Genomic DNA, 17,971 nt, shown 5'->3' on the forward strand with positions numbered 1-17,971 from the left:
AATATCTTTTATGGGAGCGACAGTTACTACTGCAAACAACGACGAAAAAACTTGGGGAGGCGGTCACAATGAGCCTTTAGGAGCAAGTTATGGTAAAATGATGATGTGGTTTTTTATCGTATCAGATGCCTTAACATTCTCTGGATTTCTAGGAGCTTATGGTTTTTCTAGATTTAAATTTATCGAAACTTGGCCTTTGGCTGATGAAGTGTTCACTCACTTCCCATTTATGCATGGTGTTGCGGCTCCAATGTATTATGTAGCTTTAATGACTTTTATTTTGATCTTTTCTTCTGTGACAATGGTATTAGCTGTTGATGCAGGACACCAACTGAAAAAGACAAAAGTTGCAATCTATATGTTCTTAACTATTATTGGAGGTTTAATTTTCGTTGGTTCTCAAGCTTGGGAATGGAAAAACTTCATTAAAGGAGAATATGGTGCAGTTGAAACAGTTGGAGGAAGTTTACTTCAATTTGTGGATAAAGATGGTAAAAGAGTAGCTTTAGCTGATTTTGCTGTTAAATTGCCAGAACAAAGAGAAGCTTTAACAAGAAGCAAATCAACTTGGTTTATGGAAGATGCTCAATCTCTTCCAACTTACACAGTTGCTGAAGTTCAGGCTGGTTTTAAAGCTCATCCTGAAATTTTAATTAGAACAGAAAAACTTACAGATAAAAAGAAAAAGACAATCTTATCAAGAGAAGAATCTGAAAAACATTTAGCTAGTGCCAAATATGTTGTAGAAGGAGCTAACTTGATCAGAAACGAGTACGGTAATAAACTATTTGCTGATTTCTTCTTCTTTATTACAGGTTTCCACGGATTCCACGTATTCTCTGGAGTAATCATCAATATCATTATTTTCTTTAATGTATTATTAGGTACTTATGAGAAGAGAAGAAGCTACGAAATGGTAGAAAAAGTTGGATTATACTGGCACTTCGTAGATTTAGTTTGGGTATTTGTATTTACAGTTTTCTACCTAGTTTAATTTTAGAATTTAATTATTATGTCACACGAGCACGTATCAAATACAAAAAGAATCTGGTTTGTTTTCGGATTGCTTTCAGTAGTAACTACAGTTGAAGTTATCTTAGGTATCTACAAACCTGGAGCGTTAGAGTTTACTCATTTTATTGGCTTGAACTTGTTAAACTGGATTTTCTATATCCTTACAATTTTCAAAGCATATTATATTGTATGGGCATTTATGCACATGGAAGGTGAAAAAAGCAGTCTTAGATGGTCTGTAGTTTCTCCTGTTATCTTCCTAGTTTTATATTTATTGTTTATTCTGTTAACAGAAGGACATTATATTTATGGGGTTTTTAAAGATTCTACTATTAAATGGAATTTTTAACATGATATTAATTCGAAAAGAAGCTCCGATTTACGGAGCTTTTTTTATTTTTGTACCTCAATAATTCTCCGTTAATACAATGAAAAAAAATATAGTTCTCTTTGTACTTTTTGTTTTGCCAATTGTAGCCTATTTATTTTTTGCTTCTGGTGTAAATAGCTTTACTACTCTTCCTGTAATAACACCTAAAGTAGCCGATTTTGGAAATTGGAATTCATTAAACGGAAAAAAAATCTCCCTTGATAAAAAAATTACTGTATTGGGTTTTTCCGGTACAAACATTCTTGAGAATAGAGGCAATTATTTTAATCTAAACGAAAAGATCTACAAACGTTATAATGGTTTTGAAGATCTTCAGTTTGTAGTGCTTTGTCCAACTGGAACTGAAGCGGAAGCTCAAAAGATAGTTGATGCTTTGTCTCCTTTTACAGACGTTAAAAACTGGAACTTTGTTTTTGCTCCAAAAGAAGAAATACAGAAGTTCTACGACGGATTGCATTTAAAAGAAAAACTGAATGAGAATCTTGGAACTTCCAATGTTTATATTATCGATAAAGAACGTAATCTAAGAGGAAGAAAAGATCCAAAAGAGTATAAAGAAGGATACGATACTTTTCACCCATCAGAGTTAAGCAATGAAATGCTGGACGACTTCAAGATTATCCTTTACGAATACCGCGCAGCTTTAAAGAAAAATCATAACGCTACAAAGCAACTTTAATATCATTTATAATGTTTAAGAACAAATCATATATTGGAATCTCTTTTGTCATTTTGATTTTTGGGATTTATGCCATTCCTAAAATTGTTGATCGAGTTAAAAACGGTGACGTTGTAAAAGGAAATCGTTTGGATAATGTTGGAGTAAAATCTTCAAAAGAAGCTAAACTTTTGACAATTGGGCCAGCGCCAAAATTCGAATTGACAAACCAAGACAATGTAAAAGTTTCAAATGAAACGTATAAAGGGAAAGTATATGTTCTGGAATTTTTCTTTACAACTTGTCCTTCAATTTGTCCAAAGATGAACATGAGTATGCTGGAGATAGAAAAGACCTTTTTTGGAAATCCAAACTTCGGAATTGTTTCCATTACAATTGATCCAAAACATGATACGCCTGAGGTTTTAAAAGATCACGCAAAATTGCTTGGAGTGAAGTCTTCGAATTGGAATTTCTTGACTGGGGACAGAAACGTAATTATGGATTTGTCTAATAAAGGATTTAATCTTTATGCAGGAGAAAATGATAAAGTAAGTGGTGGATTTGAGCATTCTGGTTTGTTTGCTTTAATTGATAAAGATGGAAACATTCGCTGCAGAAAAGATGAATACGGAAATCCGAATATTTATTATGACGGTTTAGATAAAAAAGGAGTACGAGATATTCAAGAAGACATTAAAATTTTATTAGCAGAATAAAAATGGAAGATAATACTTTAGAGAAAAAATTTAGCAAATTTATTATTGCGGTTTCAATAATAATTCCTGTTGTTGTGGCAATTTTGTTCGGAGTTAAATTAAAAGATTTTGGGGTTAATGTAGAGCCTTTATCGTTTTTGCCTCCAATTTATGCAACTACAAACGGTATTACAGCTGTTGTGTTGGTTTGGGCAGTATTGGCAATTAAGAAGGGAAACCAAAAACTACACGAAAGATTGATGACTTTTGCTATTGCATTGTCGGTTGCATTTTTGGTTATGTACGTAGCGTATCACATGACTTCAGACTCTACAAAATATGGAGGAGAAGGAGCGTTGCGTTATGTGTATTTCTTTATTCTTATAACGCATATTTTATTGTCGATTGCCATTATTCCGCTTGTTTTGATTACGTATGTAAGAGCGCTTGCAAAACGTTTTGATAGACATAAAAAAATCGCTAAAATCACTTTTCCGCTTTGGTTATATGTGGCAGTAACGGGAGTGATTGTTTATTTAATGATTTCGCCTTATTATGTACACTAAAAATAAAATCCAAAAATCAAATTCCAAATTCCAAAGTTTAATTTTTGGGATTTGTATTTTTTTAATTGGAATTTCAGTTAATGCTCAATGTGCAATGTGTCGTGCTGCGTTAGCTGGAGATTCTAATATTAAAAAAGCTGAAGCAGTAAATGATGGGATTGTTTATCTAATGGTGATTCCATATTTACTCGTATTGATAATAGGATATTTGATTTATCGTATGTATTCTAAAAAGAAAAAGGCAGTGTAATTACACTGCCTTTTTCTTTTTATTTAAGTCCGTTAACCGAGACATTTACCGTTCCGTTTATTTTGATGAAAGCGATAATAGCTTGATTGGTTAGCTGTATTTTGTCAAACTGAATATCTTCCATTTTTCCATTGACAAATACTCCCGGCATTGGCGAATAATTCTTTAGATAACCTGCCATGCTTTTTTTACCTTCATCCAAATTCGGCTGAATAGAATATCGGCAGCTTTCTTCCATTTTTCTAAGAATATATCCTTGTGCCAGCCAGTTTGCTGTGCGCATCAATTTGCTTTTGGTGTCCAAAACATAATCCAATTTCTCAAAGTAAATTTCTTTTGTCTGTGTATTGTAGGAAGGAAAACCATTTAAATAAAGTGTTCCGTTGATTGAGCCTAAAACGTCTAGTGCAATAACCATTTTGCCATCTTTGTGCCAGATAGAAACATTTTTTACAGTCACTTTTTTACTGCCAGAGCCAAATTCCTGACCGGCAAAATTCTTGGTCATAATTTTAGACGCATCTACATAACTTGAAATGGCAGCAATATTAGCAGAAATCTGATTTGGGATTTTGGCAACAGGTTTCAGAACAATTTTACTAGCACTATATTTTGATTCTGGCTGTTTGCCAACGATAGTTTCCATGTTGCATTTCATGCCCATGTCAAGCAAGAATGAATCGTTTTTAAGTTTTGCATTTGTCGAATATATTTCGATCGGAACAATTCGAAGCCAGCTTTCGTAAGTGTCACTCATTTGAAAAGGGGTACAGATTTTTTCAACCGCTTGAAGAACATTAGGCTTAAAATCCATTGATTTTTCGATCACTTCGTCTATTTTCTTTTCCAGTTTACTTTTGAAAATAGAAATAGCAGGATTGATCAAATACGTAATCGGCATGTTTTTACCAAATACGGTCATAGTAGGGCTTTCGTTCCAATCAAGAGATTTAAACTCTGTTTTTGTAGTCAGTTTCCAATTGGTTAGAGCAGTTTCGCTAGAAAGTGTTATAACTCCGTTTAAGTTAAATTCTCTAACATCGTACAATTCCACTCCCAGTTTTTTTGTGCCAATTCGATATTTGATATTCGCTTTAAGCGGTAAAATGGTTCTGATTCTTTTGTCAAGATTTGAAGGGTCATTTTGAATTTTAATTGGAGCCTGTTTCCAGATTTTCATCTCAATATCATCGTCTTCGATGTTGTTATCTTCATAAATTAAACCGTTAAGCAAAGAGTTGGTCTGATTTTCAATATCGCTTAATTTGATGGTTATAGGAAGGTTAATAAAAGAAGGATTGCTGTCATAAATTAAGGGACTGGCATCGTCTGGTTCAGGTTTTAATGTTTCTAATTTTTGAGCTGATGAGCAGCCCGATAACACCGCAAGTGCCGTAAACATTGAAATAATAGAACTAAGCTTCATTTAAGATGATTTTTATAATGAGGTAAAATTACGAAAACAATCATATTTTATTAAAAAAGTGTAACAATAACTAAAGAATGAAGTCTTATACAGAATAGGTAACAAATTTATTAACTTTTTATTATCATAAATTACTTAATAAAAACGTTATTATTGTCTAAAAAAATTAACAAAACCATGATCGAAATTAAAGATTTACATAAATCCTATAAGATGGGAAGTTCAGAATTACATGTATTAAAAGGCATTAATTTTAATATAGAAGAAGGAGAATTGGTTGCGATCATGGGGTCATCTGGTTCTGGTAAATCAACGCTTCTTAATATCTTAGGAATTTTGGATGAAGCTGATTCTGGAAGTTATATTTTAGATAAAACGCCAATAAAAAAATTAAACGAAACCCTTGCGTCAAAATATCGTAATAAGTTTTTAGGTTTTGTTTTTCAGTCTTTTAATTTAATTAATTATAAAACGGCATTGGATAATGTTGCGATGCCTTTGTATTATCAAGGAGTTAAAAGAAAAGAGCGTTATGATATTGCAATGAAATATCTTGAAAAAGTAGGTTTAGGTTCTCATGTTCACCACTTGCCAAACGAACTTTCCGGAGGTCAGAAACAGCGTGTGGCTATAGCAAGAGCATTGGCATCAAATCCGAAAGTCTTGCTTGCCGATGAGCCGACAGGAGCCCTAGATACTAAAACTTCGTATGAAGTTATGGAACTTATTCAAGGAATTAATGATGAAGGAAAAACAATCTTAATTGTTACACACGAGCCAGATATTGCCGCAATGTGCAAAAGAAATGTAGTCCTAAAAGATGGACTAATTATCGATGATAAAAAAGTAGAACAAGTTAGAGCTTCGTCTTATGTTTAATATTGAACGCTGGCAAGAAATATTTGAAGCCATTTCTAAAAACCGTTTAAGAACCTTCTTAACAGGTGTTTCTGTGGCTTCGGGGATTTTTATTTTGGTAATCCTGCTTGGTGCAGGTAAAGGTCTTCAAAACGGAATTGAAAAACAATTTGAACGTGATGCGGCTGGAATTATAGAGGTTTGGTCTGGAACAACGACTAAAGAGTACAAAGGATTGAATCCAGGAAGACAGATTCAATTTCGCAATAGCGATTACAATCAATCGGTACAAAAATTTGAAGATAAGTTGGATCTTAGAGCTTCGACAAATAATTACTGGGGACAGGCTTTTGCTTACGGAAAAGAATCTGGAAGTTATCAGTTTAGAGGAGTAAATCCAGATTATGGCGGAATTGAAAATTTAACCATAGTGCAAGGCCGTTATATCAATGCCAAGGATTTAGAAAGTAACGCAAAAGTGGCTGTTATCGGAATGAAATTGAAAACCGATTTGCTTAAAGATAAAGAAGCAATAGGAGAAGAAATCCTAATTAACAATATCAACTTCAAAGTAGTGGGGGTTTTTACAGATCCAGGAGGAGAAAGAGAAGAAACTCGTGCTTATCTGCCATTGACTACTGTTCAGAAAACATTTGGCGGAGGCGACAAAATCAGCAATTTGTTTTTTACTTTAAAAAAGACAAAAGATTATGATGAAGCGCTGGCTCAATCGGAAAAGTTTACACAAGATTTAAAAGATTTATTAAAGAGTAAAAATGTTGTGGCTCCTGAAGATGACGGTGGTGTAGGGGTTTACAATTCGGTTAAAGATGCCAAACAGTTTTATGATTTGAACTTGTATATCAGGCTCTTTTTCTGGTGGGTTGGTATATGTACTATTATTGCTGGTGTAGTTGGGGTAAGTAATATCATGCTTATTATTGTAAAAGAACGTACAAAAGAAATCGGAATTAGAAAAGCGCTTGGAGCTTCGCCTTTTTCAATTATTACCATGATTCTTCACGAATCAATCTTTATCACGACCATTGCAGGTTTTGTCGGATTATTGGCCAGCCTTGCATTATTGGAATTTGTTGGGCCGATGGTTCAGAGTGAATATTTCAGAAACCCTGAAGTAGATTTTAGTGTTGCTTTAACTACTTTGGTATTACTTGTTTTTGCAGGAGCAATGGCAGGATTTTTTCCGGCATATAGAGCAGCCAAAATTAAACCTATTGTAGCACTTAGAGACGAATAATTATGTTTAAAAAAGATAATTGGGACGAGATTTTACAGGCCTTAACCGCCAATCCTTTCAGGACTATCCTGACCGCTTTTGGTGTTTTTTGGGGTATTTTTATCTTGGTAATTTTACTTGCTGCGGGTAATGGCTTGGAAAATGGTATTAAAAAAGGTTTTGATGGAATTGCAACCAACACTATGTTTATGTGGAGCCAGACTACCTCTAAGGCTTATAAAGGTTTGCCAAAAACAAGACGTTATGATTTTAGAAATAGTGATGTAACCGCTTTAAAAGCAGCATTGCCAGATTTGCTATATGTATCGCCAAGAAATCAGTTAGGTGATTTTAACGGAACAAATAACGTAGTAAGAGGAACCAAAACTTCTGCATTTACAATTTATGGAGATTATCCAGAGCTGATTAAACAGCAGCCAATGGATATCATTAAAGGAAGATTTGTAAATCAGCAGGATATTGAGCAAAAAAGAAAAGTCTGCGTAATTGGAAAAGGTGTTATCAGTGAGCTTTACGGTAAAGAAGAGGAAGCTGTTGGAACTTATATAAAAATTAATAGCATCAATTTTATGGTTGTTGGGGTTTATAAATCTAAACAGCAAGGAGGAAATGCAGAACAGGAGCAGAAGAATATTTTTATTCCTTTTACAACTTTTCAGCAGGCTTTCAATTATGGTGATAAAGTAGGATGGATGGCGCTTACCGCGAAAGATGAAACTTCTATAACCGATTTAAAGCCTAAAATTTTAGAGATTATAAAATCATTACATTCTATAAATCCGACAGATGACAGAGCAGTTGGAAATTTTGATTTGTACGAGCAGTTTAACAAAGTGCAAAGCTTATTCAATATTTTGAAAGTAATTGCCTATTTCGTAGGAACATTGGTCTTGATTTCTGGTGTAATCGGAATTTCGAATATCATGTTGATTGTGGTTAAAGAACGTACAAAAGAAATCGGAATTAGAAGAGCTTTAGGTGCAACACCTGGAGCAATTAGAAGTCAAATATTAACGGAGTCTATATTTTTAACCATTATTTCAGGTATGCTTGGAATTGCTGTTGCCACAGGAATTATAGCAGTTTTAAATATGGCATTAGACTCGATGCCTGCAGATCAAAATACGATGTTTGCCAATCCGACAGTAGATTTGGGAGTTGTATTTGTAGCATTAATTATATTGGTCGGATCTGGTTTGCTGGCCGGATTTATCCCAGCACAGACCGCTATCAATGTTAAACCTGTAGATGCATTAAGAACAGAATAAATTATCAATCAAAATAAATCGATTAAACCCTAGACAAATGAAAAAAGGAGTAACCGTAACCATTTTAATATTTATTGCAGTTGTTTTTTTTGGAGCGCTATACTATTTATATGCTAAAAACCAAGAATCACCGATTGTATTTAAAACGGAAAAAGCAGAAATTAAAACTATCGTAAAAAATACTATTGCGACAGGTAATATTCAGCCTGATGAAGAGGTTCTAATCAAGCCAAATATCTCAGGTATTATTGAAGAAGTGTACATTAAAGCGGGTGAAAAAATTAAAGCCGGCGATATGATTGCTAAGATTAGAGTTGTAGCAAATGTTTCCAACGTAAGCAATTCTCAGAATCAGGTGCAGACCGCTAAAATAGCATTAGATAATCAGGAAAAAATCTATAAAAGACAGAAAACATTGTTTGAGAAAGATGTAATTTCTGCAAATGATTATGACGCAGCTTTGTTGGCTTACAATCAGGCGAAACAAAACTATTTAGCTGCAAAACAAGGCTTAGATATCGTTAAAACAGGAACAACTTCTTCTTTGGGAAGTTATGCAAATACATTAATTCGTTCGACAGTGAACGGAATGGTATTGGATGTTCCAGTAAAAGTGGGTAACCAAGTTATCGAAAGCAACAACTTCAACGAAGGAACTACAATTGCAAGTGTTGCCGATGTTGGAAGAATGATTTTCATTGGAAAAATTGATGAATCTGAGGTTGGAAAAATTAAAGAGAAAATGCCAATTGAAATTACAATTGGTGCAATCGAAAATAAAAAATTTGATGCAGTTTTAAATTATATTGCTCCCAAAGGAGTTACAGAAAACGGAGCAATCCAGTTTGAAATTAAAGCTCAAATGGTTAACAGAGATGATACTTTTATTAGAGCAGGTTTAAGTGCCAATGCTTCAATTATTTTAGAAAAAGCAGAGAAAGTTTTGGCAATTAAAGAGTCTTTAGTTCAATTTGACAAAAAAACACAAAAGCCTTATGTAGAAATTGAAACTGCTCCACAGAAATTTCAAAGAAGAGATTTGGTTCTTGGGGTGAGCGATGGAATCTACGTTCAAGTTAAAAGCGGCGTTAATGATACAGATAAAATTAAAATCTGGAATCAGGGCTTAATTAACGAAGGAGACAAAGAAAAAAAATAAGCTAATTTAAAAGGTTAAGGATCTTTTTGGTTTTAAAAATGTTAAATTTGCGTAGTTCGGTTTACTGCGCCTTCATTAAAAGTATATGAAAATAAATAAATATAATAGTCTGGTTATAGCATTGTTATTCGGTTTTGGACTAACTGGACAGGCGCAATCAAAAAAATGGACTTTAGAAGAGTGTGTGAGATACGCACTTGAAAATAATATTACGATCAAGCAATCTGAACTGGATTTGAAAAATGCCGATATTGATAAAAAAGTGGCGTTTGGTAATTATCTTCCATCTGTAAACGGGAGTGCTTCTCACTCTTGGAACATTGGTTTGAACCAAGATGTTACAACAGGTATTTTACGTAACCAAACTACACAATATTCTTCAATAGGATTAAATGCGGGAGTAGATATTTACAAGGGTTTGCAAAATCAAAATACTCTTAGAAAATCGAAATTATCAATAATTGCATCGCAATACCAATTGTTAAAAATGCAAGAAGATATTTCTTTGAATGTTGCTAGTGCATTTTTACAGATTTTATCTAACAAAGAAGATTTGAAAGTTAAAAAAGAACAGTTGTCAATCGATGAGAAAAGATATGCTCGTTCAGAAGAAATGGTAAATGCTGGAACCATTCCACGTGGAGATTTGTTCGATTTGAAAGCTACTGTCGCAACAGATAAGCAAAACATAGCAGTTTCTGAAAACAACTTATTGATTTCTAAATTGAGTTTAGCTCAGCTTTTACAATTAAAAGAATTTGCAGATTTTGATGTTGTCGACGATACAAATGCGATGGATGAAAACAATATTTTGGCTCAAAGCCCTATTGAAATCTACAATAAAGCAAAAGAAACAAGAACAGAGCTAAAATTAGCTCAGACAAATTTGGAAATTGCAGAAAAAAATGTTGCTATTGCCAAAGGAGCTTATCAGCCAACCTTGAGTGCTTTCTACAGTTTTAATACTAGAGCAAGTTATTCTGATATTGTAGTGGGTTCTACACCAAATACGGCAAATCCTACTTCTCAAATTGGATATGTTCAGGGAACCAATCAGGCAGTTTTGCAGGATAATTATATACCGGTTGTGGGCAAAGCGGATCCAATTTTAGATCAGTTTAAAGATAATAAAGGACAATCTTTCGGATTCCAGCTCTCTGTGCCTATTTTTAATGGTTTCTCAGTAAGAAATAATGTAGAGCGCAATAAAGTAAGTTTAGAAAAATCTAAAATAGATTTAGAGCAAAAAAGTTTAGATTTGCAACGTAATGTTTATACAGCGTTTACAGATGCAAGAGGAGCTTTAAATACTTATGAATCGGCTACTGTAACTTTAGAGGCAAGACAGCAAGCTTACAATTATGCAAAAGAAAAATATGATGTAGGTTTAATGAATTCGTTCGATTTCACACAAGCTCAAACATTATTGACTAATGCACAGTCTGATGTTATTAGAACAAAATACGATTACATGTTTAAAATTAAAATATTAGAGTTCTATTTCGGGATTCCAATTGTTCCAATTATTACAAAATAATTTATTATGCAGAAAAAAACAGTTTATTCTTTATTAGGAGTTGCGGTTGTTATTATCGTGGCTTTGGTTGGTCTTTCTAAGGCTGGGGTAATAGGGAATAAGGACGAAGGAAAAGAAGTAGAAACTGCAAAAGTTACGGCATCAACAATTGTTGAAACAGTTTCTGCAACAGGAAAAATCCAACCCGAAATTGAAGTTAAAATTGCCTCGATGGTTTCGGGCGAGATTATTTCACTTAATGTAAAAGAGGGGCAGGTGGTTAAAAAAGGCGATTTATTGGTAAAAATAAATCCAGATTTATATACCTCAGGATTAGAAAGATCTGTTGCAAATTTAGCTGGAACAAAAGCAAGTCTTACTCAATCTGACGCAAGTTTTAAAGAAGCAAAAGCAAATTATGAGCGTAATAAAATATTATATGACAAAGGTGTAATCTCAAAATCAGATTGGGATAAAGCCATTTCTACTTTTGAAGTTGCCAAAGCAACAAAACAAAGCGCTTATTATAATGTTCAAAGCGCTTCGGCATCTGTTACAGAAGCTAGAGATAACTTAGGAAGAACAACAATTTATTCTCCTGCTGACGGAACTATTTCTGTATTAAATGTAGAACTGGGAGAAAGAGTTTTAGGAACGCAGCAAATGGCAGGAACTGAGCTTTTGCGTGTTGCCAACCTAAACAATATGGAGGTCGAAGTTGATGTGAATGAAAATGATATTGTAAAAATTAAAATCGGGGATGAAGCAAATGTTGAAGTTGATGCTTACTTGAAAAAGAAATTTAAGGGAGTTGTAACCAGCATTTCTAATTCTGCAAGTACAACATTAACTTCAGATCAGGTGACGAATTTTAAAGTTAAAGTTCGAATCCTGAAAGAGTCCTATCAAGATTTGTTAGAAGGAAAACCAAGTACATATTCTCCTTTCAGACCAGGAATGACAGCTACGGTTGATATTGTTACAACTACAAAAACAAATGTTTTGGCAGTGCCAATTAGTTCTGTTGTAGTAAAATCAGACACTACAGCGGTAAAAGATTTTAAGGTTGAAGATCCAAATGAAGATAAAAAAGCGGCTCCAAAAAGCGATAAAAAATTCGAATGCGTTTTTGTAAAAGTTGGAGATAAAGCTAAGATTAGAATCATTAAAACCGGAATTCAGGACGATACTAATATTGAAGTAATGTCTGGATTAAAACCTGGTGATGTTGTTATCACAGGGCCGTACACAACAGTTTCTAAAGAACTAAATTCAGGAGATAAGGTAAAGCTTAAAAAAGCAGAAGCTCCAAAGAAATAATATAATACCACAATAATTTAAAATTTAATATTTTGTCTTTTATTCTCAATATCGAAACGGCTACTAAAAATTGTTCAGTATCTATTGCAAAAGATGGTCAGACCATTGTTTGCAGCGAATTGGCTGATGAAGGATATTCGCATGCCGAAAAACTTCATGTTTTTATTGAAGAAGTTATTGCAAAAGCAGGAATAACGGCTCACGATTTAAAAGCTGTTGCAGTGAGCCAAGGACCAGGCTCTTATACAGGTTTGAGAATTGGTGTTTCGGCAGCTAAAGGCTTGTGTTATGCTTTAAATATTCCGTTGATTGCTGTTGATACGATGCAGACTTTGGCGTCGCAAGCTGGAGTTGCAGATGGAAAAATTATACCTATGTTAGATGCACGCCGTATGGAAGTTTACAGCGCCATTTTTAATTCTGATTTGACTATTGAAAGAGGTATTAAAGCCGAAATTATAGATGAAAATTCATTTCAGGAATATACAGACAAACTTTACTTTGTTGGCGATTGTGCTGATAAGTGTAAAACTGTTTTAACTAAAGACAATTTTGTGTTTTTAGAAAACATTAAATACCCTTCGGCGCAAGCCATGAGTAAAATCAGTTTTGATAAGTATCAAAAAAGCGACACTGTGGATGTCGCTTATTTTGAACCTTATTATTTAAAAGATTTTATTATTACTGCTCCTTCAAAAAAGGAATAATATTTTTTATTTCTGTATTGTGTAAGGCTGAATAGCAATTCCTGCTTCATCCAAAGCTGTTTTGCAATTTTCTAATGTTTCAGAAAAAACCGCTCCATAATTGGCATTTTTTGCCCAAGGACGAACAGCAAAATCTATTGAACTTGCAGAAAGGTTTTTTACAAAAACTTCTGGTGCAGGCGTTTTCAATACTTTTGGATTATTGTTCAGCACTGCTAAAAGTACTTCTTTGGCCTTTTTAATATCCGAATCATATGAAATAGAGAAAGTCAAATCGGCTCTTCTTTCTCCTTGCATTGAGTAATTAATAATGTTGCCATTAGATAAAGATCCATTTGGAACAAAAACAGTCTGGTTATTTCCAGTTAACATTTTAGTTACAAAAATCTGAATTTCGAGAACAGTAGCAACAACACCTTGAGCTTCGATGGTGTCTCCAACTTTAAATGGCTTGAAAACAATAATAAGCATTCCGCCTGCAAAATTAGAAAGCGATCCTTGTAAGGATAAACCAACAGCAAGACCCATTGCTCCTAAAATAGCGACAAAAGAAGAGGTTTCAATGCCTAATTTGGAAATAAAGGTTACAAATAATAAAATTCGTAAAGCCCATAATAAAATATCGGCTAAGAATTTTGTTAATGTAGGATCTAGATTTCGCTGAATCATTACTTTTCTAATGATTCTGTTGATTAATCTGATGGCATATAAACCAACAAATAAGATTAAAAATGCAGAAATAAGCTTTGGCGAATAATCAACTAAAATGTCAATAAAACGACTAATATATTTACTGACTTGTTCTGGACTAAGATTCATGATTTTAAAATAAAAAACCTTCTCAAAAGAGAAGGCATATTAACAGTGCAAATATAAAAATATTTACATTATCAGAAAAGCGCGTTTAAGCTTTGTCAGCGGCTTCATCTGCTATTTCTTCTGCTTCTGCAGCAGATTTTTCGCTTACATCGGCAACTGTTTCAGAAACATTTTCTGAGGTTTCAGAAGTCAAAGATGCTGTTTTTTCTTTGACAGTATCTACAACGTCATTTATGGCTTCAGATGCTTTATCTGCATACTCGCTTACAGTTTCTTTTGCTTTTTCAGCATATTCTGAAGCGCGGTCAATAATTGGCTCCGAAACTTCTTTTACTTTTTCTATTGTTTCTTCCGCAAAAGCTTCGGCTTTTTCAATATACGGTGCAGCAGCTTCTTTTGCTTGTTCAAAAGTCTCTTCGGCATTATTTGCCAATTCAGTTACAGACTCTTTGGTTGAGCCAAATAAATTTTTAAAAAATGAAGATAATCCCATGGTTTTTAATTAATTGGTTAAGAATACAATATTAATTAATTTTATAGAACTACTCGTTTTTTTAATGATAAATAATTGAAAGCTAGAGATTAATAATAAAAAAAGCGTCTCATTGAGACGCTTTGAACATAATGTATTTTATGAGATTAAGCATTTACCGCTTCTACTTTTATAGCGTCATCATTCAGCATGCTTTTCAGCATATTCTCGATACCGCTTTTTAAAGTAAATGTAGAAGAAGGGCATCCGCTACAAGCACCTTGCAACAATACTTTTACCGTTTTGTCATCTTCATTATAAGACTCAAAAGCAATATTTCCTCCATCGGCAGCTACCGCTGGTTTTACATATTCTTCTAAGATGTTAATGATTTGCTGTGATGTAACATCCAGTTTATCAAAAGCTTCATCTTTTGTTGCTTCAGTTTTTGCTTTAGTTTCGATTAGGCTTTCATCTAAAACAGTTCCTCCGTTTTCGATAAATTGTTTAATGAAAGTTCTTAATTCTAAAGTGATTTCGTCCCAGTTATTGATTTCATATTTTGTTACTGAAATATAATTTTCGTCAATAAAAATTTCTTTCACATATGGGAATTTGAACAATTCCTGAGCTAATGGAGAAGAAGCAGTCTGGTCAATATTTTTATATTCTACAGCATTGCGAGTAAGCATTCTGCTCACAACAAATTTCAGTGCAGACGGGTTTGGAGTTGTTTCTCCATATACTGTAATTGGCTGTTTTTTTGGTTTTGTTTCATCAATTTTAATGATAACGCCACCTTTGTCAACAAAAGTGCTGATTTGTTCAGCGACAGCATCTTTCACATCATCCCAATCTACAATGCTGTATCTTTCGATAGCGATAAAATTTCCAGAAATATAAACTGTTTTAACAAATGGCAGATAGAATAATTGCTGTGCAAGAGGAGAAGCTTGCGCTTCATCGATATTTTTGAACTCAAAGTTTTGATTCTGAGTGATGAAATCTTCAAATTCAAACTTTAAAATAGTTGGATTTTGAGTTTCTTTTATAGTGATTTTAGTCATGATAATATATTTTTTGCAAATTTACTAAAGTTATTTTCTACTAATGGCTATATTTGATTTTTTAATAAAATAATTAAGACTCTTTTCAAATAAATCGTGTTAAATTGCAAGAGTGAAAATTATCTGGATACAATATTGTCTTTATGAAATTAAAAATCAAGGTTTTATTAATTTTTCTCATTACTGCTTTCCACTCTTATTCCCAGGAGGGAATACCTGTTTATTCTGATTATTTGTCTGATAATTATTATCTTATTCACCCTTCTATGGCAGGTGCAGCCAATTGCGCCAAAATAAGATTAACAGCTAGAAAACAATGGTTTGGAGAAGAAGATTCTCCTTCATTGCAAACTTTGAGTTTTAACGGAAGAATTGGCGAACGTTCTGGAGCTGGGATTATTGTTTTTAATGATAAAAACGGATATCATTCTGAAAAAGGTGTAAAATTGACTTATGCGCATCATATTATGTTTTCGAGAGATGAACTGGATTTAAATCAGCTGTCTTTTGGAATTAGCGGAGGTTTGATTCAAAACCAATTAGACGAAACAAAATTTGGAAACACATTTGATCCAATAGTTTTTGGTTCCATTCAGAAAGATTCGTATTTCAATATTGATGTTGGAGCTTCTTATAATTATTTGAATTTCTATGCACACGCAACAGTTCAAGGATTATTAGAAACAAGAAGAGAATTATATTCAGATTACGAAAGCGATAATCTTAGAAAGTTTTTATTGAGTGCTGGTTATGTATTTGGTAAAAACGACAATTGGACTTGGGAGCCTTCGATTCTTTTTCAGCTATTTGATCAGACAAAAGAAAAAACACTCGACATAAATATGAAAGCCTACAAAAACATGGATTTTGGAAGTCTATGGGCTGCATTATCTTATAGAAGAGGTTTTGATGGCGCACAATATGTTTCAGGAAGTGGCGTAGCATCTCAGAAATTACAATACTTTACACCAATTATTGGAGTTAACTTTAAGAATTTTATGTTTGCTTATACGTATTCTCAAGTAATGGGAGATGTTAAGTTTGACACTGGCGGATATCATCAAATTACTTTAGGAATTAATTTGTTCTGTAAAAAAGAGCGTTACGATTGTAACTGTCCTGCCATTAACTAAATTTATTTTTATGCTGATTAAATCTGTAAACGGAAAATCACCTCTTATTCCAGAGGATTGTTATGTGGCCGAAAATGCTACTATTGTTGGAGATGTTACTTTTGGAGAATCTTGCAGCGTTTGGTTTAATGCTGTTGTAAGGGGAGATGTTCATTTTATTAAAATTGGAAACAAGGTAAACATTCAAGATGGAGCTGTAATTCATTGTACGTATCAAAAACACCCAACGATTATAGGAAATAACGTTTCAATTGGCCATAATGCAATTGTTCACGGTTGTACGATTCATGATAATGTTTTAATCGGAATGGGAGCAATTGTAATGGATAATTGCGTGGTAGAAAGCAATGCTATAATTGCTGCAGGGGCTGTAGTTACTCAAAACACGGTTGTAACTTCTGGAAGTATTTATGCAGGTGTTCCTGCCAAAAAAGTAAAAGACATTGATCAGTCTGATTTTGCAGGCGAAATAGAACGTATTTCGAATAATTACGTAATGTATTCGAGTTGGTTCAAAAACGAAGAATAGAAATTCCAGATGGAAATCTCAAAATAGAAATTCCAAATTCCAAGAGTCTAGGCTTTTTGGAATTTGGAATTTTCTTTTTTTTGAATTTCAAAGAAATTAGAGGTTGATTTTCTCGAAGAAAGTATTTTTGTAGCTTTCACTGATTGGAATTCTTTTATCGCTTATTAACACCTTATTTTTCTGAATCGATTTTACATGTTTGATATTAATAATGTAAGATCTGTGAATTCTGGCAAAACCTTTGCTTGAAAGCAAATTTTCAAGTTTTATTAGACTAATTAATGTCAATGTAAATTTATTATCTGTAGTGTAAATTTTGACATAATCTTTAAGGCCTTCAATAAAAAGGATATCGGCAAAATTCAATTTTACGTTTTCATATTCAGCTCGAACAAACATAAAATCTTGTTCTATTTCAGGCGTATTACTGCTTTCTGTAAGAGTTTGAGTTGCCGTGGGATGTAAAACTTGTTGTGCTCTAACAACTGCTTTTAGAAATCGGTGAAACGGAATTGGTTTTACCAAATAATCGACGGCACCGAGATTAAATCCTTCTACGGCATAATCAGAATAAGCAGTTGTGAAAATGACTAGAGGTTTTTTCTCGATAGTATTTAAAAAGTCAATTCCAGAAAAATGCGGCATCTGAATATCCAGAAAAATCAAATCGACATTATTCTGGTTAATAAATGAAACGGCATCGATAGCATTATTGAAAGTGCTGATCAGTTCAAGAGTATCTACTTTTTTGACAAAATCCTCTAATAGTTCTACCGCTAAAGGTTCGTCATCAATAATTACACATTTCATCTTTTCTGGATTAGTTTTTAAAATTTCATTTCGCATTCAAAAGTAGTTTGAA

20 protein-coding genes are annotated in these 17,971 nt (G+C 33.4%); 15 read left to right on the plus strand and 5 right to left on the minus strand.

Annotation, left to right across the window (positions count from 1 at the left end; translation table 11 throughout):
- The first annotated feature begins 10 nt into the window (after positions 1 to 10).
- The 6 genes from ACNRYB_RS07905 to ACNRYB_RS07930 all read left to right on the plus strand — a co-directional run bounded on the left by ACNRYB_RS07905 (position 11) and on the right by ACNRYB_RS07930 (position 3,577).
- Positions 11 to 994, plus strand: coding sequence for a cytochrome c oxidase subunit 3 (locus ACNRYB_RS07905; RefSeq protein ID WP_473729723.1), 984 nt, complete (start codon positions 11 to 13; stop codon positions 992 to 994).
- An 18-nt stretch (positions 995 to 1,012) separates the two neighbouring features.
- Positions 1,013 to 1,363: a cytochrome C oxidase subunit IV family protein gene (locus ACNRYB_RS07910; protein WP_160780963.1), complete on the plus strand. Its 351-nt coding sequence runs from the start codon at positions 1,013 to 1,015 to the stop codon at positions 1,361 to 1,363.
- 79 nt (positions 1,364 to 1,442) lie between these two features.
- On the plus strand, positions 1,443 to 2,084 hold the full coding sequence (locus ACNRYB_RS07915) for a hypothetical protein (RefSeq protein ID WP_129748718.1): 642 nt from the start codon (positions 1,443 to 1,445) through the stop codon (positions 2,082 to 2,084).
- An 11-nt stretch (positions 2,085 to 2,095) separates the two neighbouring features.
- Positions 2,096 to 2,782 (plus strand): SCO family protein, encoded by a 687-nt coding sequence (locus tag ACNRYB_RS07920; RefSeq protein WP_473729724.1) that lies wholly within the window; start codon positions 2,096 to 2,098, stop codon positions 2,780 to 2,782.
- 2 nt (positions 2,783 to 2,784) lie between these two features.
- Positions 2,785 to 3,327 (plus strand): DUF420 domain-containing protein, encoded by a 543-nt coding sequence (locus tag ACNRYB_RS07925; protein ID WP_473729725.1) that lies wholly within the window; start codon positions 2,785 to 2,787, stop codon positions 3,325 to 3,327.
- Entirely contained in the window at positions 3,317 to 3,577 is a 261-nt protein-coding gene (locus ACNRYB_RS07930) for a hypothetical protein (RefSeq protein ID WP_473729726.1), read from the plus strand. The genes ACNRYB_RS07925 and ACNRYB_RS07930 overlap by 11 nt, the downstream gene beginning before the upstream one ends.
- Positions 3,578 to 3,596: 19 nt before the next feature.
- Here ACNRYB_RS07930 and ACNRYB_RS07935 read toward each other — a convergent pair whose 3' ends face one another.
- A complete protein-coding gene (locus ACNRYB_RS07935) occupies positions 3,597 to 5,003 on the minus strand; it encodes a DUF4403 family protein (protein WP_473729727.1) in 1,407 nt (468 codons plus the stop codon).
- Positions 5,004 to 5,180: 177 nt separating this feature from the next.
- Between ACNRYB_RS07935 and ACNRYB_RS07940 the strand changes: the two genes are divergently transcribed.
- The 7 genes from ACNRYB_RS07940 to tsaB all read left to right on the plus strand — a co-directional run bounded on the left by ACNRYB_RS07940 (position 5,181) and on the right by tsaB (position 13,089).
- Positions 5,181 to 5,882 carry an ABC transporter ATP-binding protein gene (locus tag ACNRYB_RS07940; RefSeq protein ID WP_111376646.1) on the plus strand — a complete coding sequence of 234 codons (702 nt, stop codon included), beginning with the start codon at positions 5,181 to 5,183 and terminating at the stop codon, positions 5,880 to 5,882.
- Positions 5,875 to 7,119 (plus strand): ABC transporter permease, encoded by a 1,245-nt coding sequence (locus ACNRYB_RS07945; protein WP_473729728.1) that lies wholly within the window; start codon positions 5,875 to 5,877, stop codon positions 7,117 to 7,119. Before ACNRYB_RS07940 ends, ACNRYB_RS07945 begins: the two co-directional genes overlap by 8 nt.
- A 2-nt stretch (positions 7,120 to 7,121) precedes the next feature.
- The gene (locus ACNRYB_RS07950; protein WP_473729729.1) at positions 7,122 to 8,387 is read left to right on the plus strand and encodes an ABC transporter permease; all 1,266 of its coding nucleotides are present in this window, start codon (positions 7,122 to 7,124) and stop codon (positions 8,385 to 8,387) included.
- 37 nt (positions 8,388 to 8,424) lie between these two features.
- Positions 8,425 to 9,546: an efflux RND transporter periplasmic adaptor subunit gene (locus tag ACNRYB_RS07955; RefSeq protein WP_129748725.1), complete on the plus strand. Its 1,122-nt coding sequence runs from the start codon at positions 8,425 to 8,427 to the stop codon at positions 9,544 to 9,546.
- Between the two features lie 85 nt (positions 9,547 to 9,631).
- The gene (locus ACNRYB_RS07960; protein ID WP_129748726.1) at positions 9,632 to 11,083 is read left to right on the plus strand and encodes a TolC family protein; all 1,452 of its coding nucleotides are present in this window, start codon (positions 9,632 to 9,634) and stop codon (positions 11,081 to 11,083) included.
- Positions 11,084 to 11,089: 6 nt separating this feature from the next.
- A complete protein-coding gene (locus ACNRYB_RS07965) occupies positions 11,090 to 12,382 on the plus strand; it encodes an efflux RND transporter periplasmic adaptor subunit (RefSeq protein ID WP_129748727.1) in 1,293 nt (430 codons plus the stop codon).
- 32 nt (positions 12,383 to 12,414) lie between these two features.
- Positions 12,415 to 13,089 carry a tRNA (adenosine(37)-N6)-threonylcarbamoyltransferase complex dimerization subunit type 1 TsaB gene (tsaB, locus tag ACNRYB_RS07970; RefSeq protein WP_473729730.1) on the plus strand — a complete coding sequence of 225 codons (675 nt, stop codon included), beginning with the start codon at positions 12,415 to 12,417 and terminating at the stop codon, positions 13,087 to 13,089.
- Between the two features lie 6 nt (positions 13,090 to 13,095).
- Here the strand turns inward: tsaB and ACNRYB_RS07975 are convergent, their stop codons facing one another.
- From ACNRYB_RS07975 to ACNRYB_RS07985, 3 genes are all read right to left on the minus strand, one after another.
- On the minus strand, positions 13,096 to 13,908 hold the full coding sequence (locus tag ACNRYB_RS07975) for a mechanosensitive ion channel family protein (RefSeq protein WP_473729731.1): 813 nt from the start codon (positions 13,906 to 13,908) through the stop codon (positions 13,096 to 13,098).
- 85 nt (positions 13,909 to 13,993) lie between these two features.
- On the minus strand, positions 13,994 to 14,401 hold the full coding sequence (locus tag ACNRYB_RS07980) for a YtxH domain-containing protein (RefSeq protein ID WP_473729732.1): 408 nt from the start codon (positions 14,399 to 14,401) through the stop codon (positions 13,994 to 13,996).
- A gap of 146 nt (positions 14,402 to 14,547) precedes the next feature.
- Positions 14,548 to 15,447, minus strand: coding sequence for a NifU family protein (locus ACNRYB_RS07985; protein ID WP_129748730.1), 900 nt, complete (start codon positions 15,445 to 15,447; stop codon positions 14,548 to 14,550).
- 143 nt (positions 15,448 to 15,590) lie between these two features.
- On the opposite strand from ACNRYB_RS07985, the gene ACNRYB_RS07990 reads away from it, so the two are divergent.
- Both ACNRYB_RS07990 and ACNRYB_RS07995 read left to right on the plus strand, forming a co-directional pair.
- A complete protein-coding gene (locus ACNRYB_RS07990; protein ID WP_129748731.1) occupies positions 15,591 to 16,580 on the plus strand; it encodes a PorP/SprF family type IX secretion system membrane protein in 990 nt (329 codons plus the stop codon).
- A gap of 10 nt (positions 16,581 to 16,590) precedes the next feature.
- Positions 16,591 to 17,109 carry a gamma carbonic anhydrase family protein gene (locus ACNRYB_RS07995; RefSeq protein ID WP_129748732.1) on the plus strand — a complete coding sequence of 173 codons (519 nt, stop codon included), beginning with the start codon at positions 16,591 to 16,593 and terminating at the stop codon, positions 17,107 to 17,109.
- Positions 17,110 to 17,205: 96 nt separating this feature from the next.
- Here the strand turns inward: ACNRYB_RS07995 and ACNRYB_RS08000 are convergent, their stop codons facing one another.
- On the minus strand, positions 17,206 to 17,955 hold the full coding sequence (locus ACNRYB_RS08000) for a LytR/AlgR family response regulator transcription factor (protein WP_242502603.1): 750 nt from the start codon (positions 17,953 to 17,955) through the stop codon (positions 17,206 to 17,208).
- Positions 17,956 to 17,971 lie beyond the last annotated feature (16 nt).

The sequence above is a fragment of the Flavobacterium sp. CR10 genome (assembly GCF_055814415.1).

Bases quoted from the DNA above. Each gene is read 5' to 3' on its own strand.
- ACNRYB_RS07905 (WP_473729723.1), top strand. From the start codon at position 11: ATGGGAGCGACAGTTACTACTGCAAACAACGACGAAAAAACTTGGGGA.
- ACNRYB_RS07910 (WP_160780963.1), top strand. From the start codon at position 1,013: ATGTCACACGAGCACGTATCAAATACAAAAAGAATCTGGTTTGTTTTC.
- ACNRYB_RS07915 (WP_129748718.1), top strand. From the start codon at position 1,443: ATGAAAAAAAATATAGTTCTCTTTGTACTTTTTGTTTTGCCAATTGTA.
- ACNRYB_RS07920 (WP_473729724.1), top strand. From the start codon at position 2,096: ATGTTTAAGAACAAATCATATATTGGAATCTCTTTTGTCATTTTGATT.
- ACNRYB_RS07925 (WP_473729725.1), top strand. From the start codon at position 2,785: ATGGAAGATAATACTTTAGAGAAAAAATTTAGCAAATTTATTATTGCG.
- ACNRYB_RS07930 (WP_473729726.1), top strand. From the start codon at position 3,317: ATGTACACTAAAAATAAAATCCAAAAATCAAATTCCAAATTCCAAAGT.
- ACNRYB_RS07935 (WP_473729727.1), bottom strand. From the start codon at position 5,003: ATGAAGCTTAGTTCTATTATTTCAATGTTTACGGCACTTGCGGTGTTA.
- ACNRYB_RS07940 (WP_111376646.1), top strand. From the start codon at position 5,181: ATGATCGAAATTAAAGATTTACATAAATCCTATAAGATGGGAAGTTCA.
- ACNRYB_RS07945 (WP_473729728.1), top strand. From the start codon at position 5,875: ATGTTTAATATTGAACGCTGGCAAGAAATATTTGAAGCCATTTCTAAA.
- ACNRYB_RS07950 (WP_473729729.1), top strand. From the start codon at position 7,122: ATGTTTAAAAAAGATAATTGGGACGAGATTTTACAGGCCTTAACCGCC.
- ACNRYB_RS07955 (WP_129748725.1), top strand. From the start codon at position 8,425: ATGAAAAAAGGAGTAACCGTAACCATTTTAATATTTATTGCAGTTGTT.
- ACNRYB_RS07960 (WP_129748726.1), top strand. From the start codon at position 9,632: ATGAAAATAAATAAATATAATAGTCTGGTTATAGCATTGTTATTCGGT.
- ACNRYB_RS07965 (WP_129748727.1), top strand. From the start codon at position 11,090: ATGCAGAAAAAAACAGTTTATTCTTTATTAGGAGTTGCGGTTGTTATT.
- ACNRYB_RS07975 (WP_473729731.1), bottom strand. From the start codon at position 13,908: ATGAATCTTAGTCCAGAACAAGTCAGTAAATATATTAGTCGTTTTATT.
- ACNRYB_RS07980 (WP_473729732.1), bottom strand. From the start codon at position 14,401: ATGGGATTATCTTCATTTTTTAAAAATTTATTTGGCTCAACCAAAGAG.
- ACNRYB_RS07985 (WP_129748730.1), bottom strand. From the start codon at position 15,447: ATGACTAAAATCACTATAAAAGAAACTCAAAATCCAACTATTTTAAAG.
- ACNRYB_RS07990 (WP_129748731.1), top strand. From the start codon at position 15,591: ATGAAATTAAAAATCAAGGTTTTATTAATTTTTCTCATTACTGCTTTC.
- ACNRYB_RS07995 (WP_129748732.1), top strand. From the start codon at position 16,591: ATGCTGATTAAATCTGTAAACGGAAAATCACCTCTTATTCCAGAGGAT.
- ACNRYB_RS08000 (WP_242502603.1), bottom strand. From the start codon at position 17,955: ATGCGAAATGAAATTTTAAAAACTAATCCAGAAAAGATGAAATGTGTA.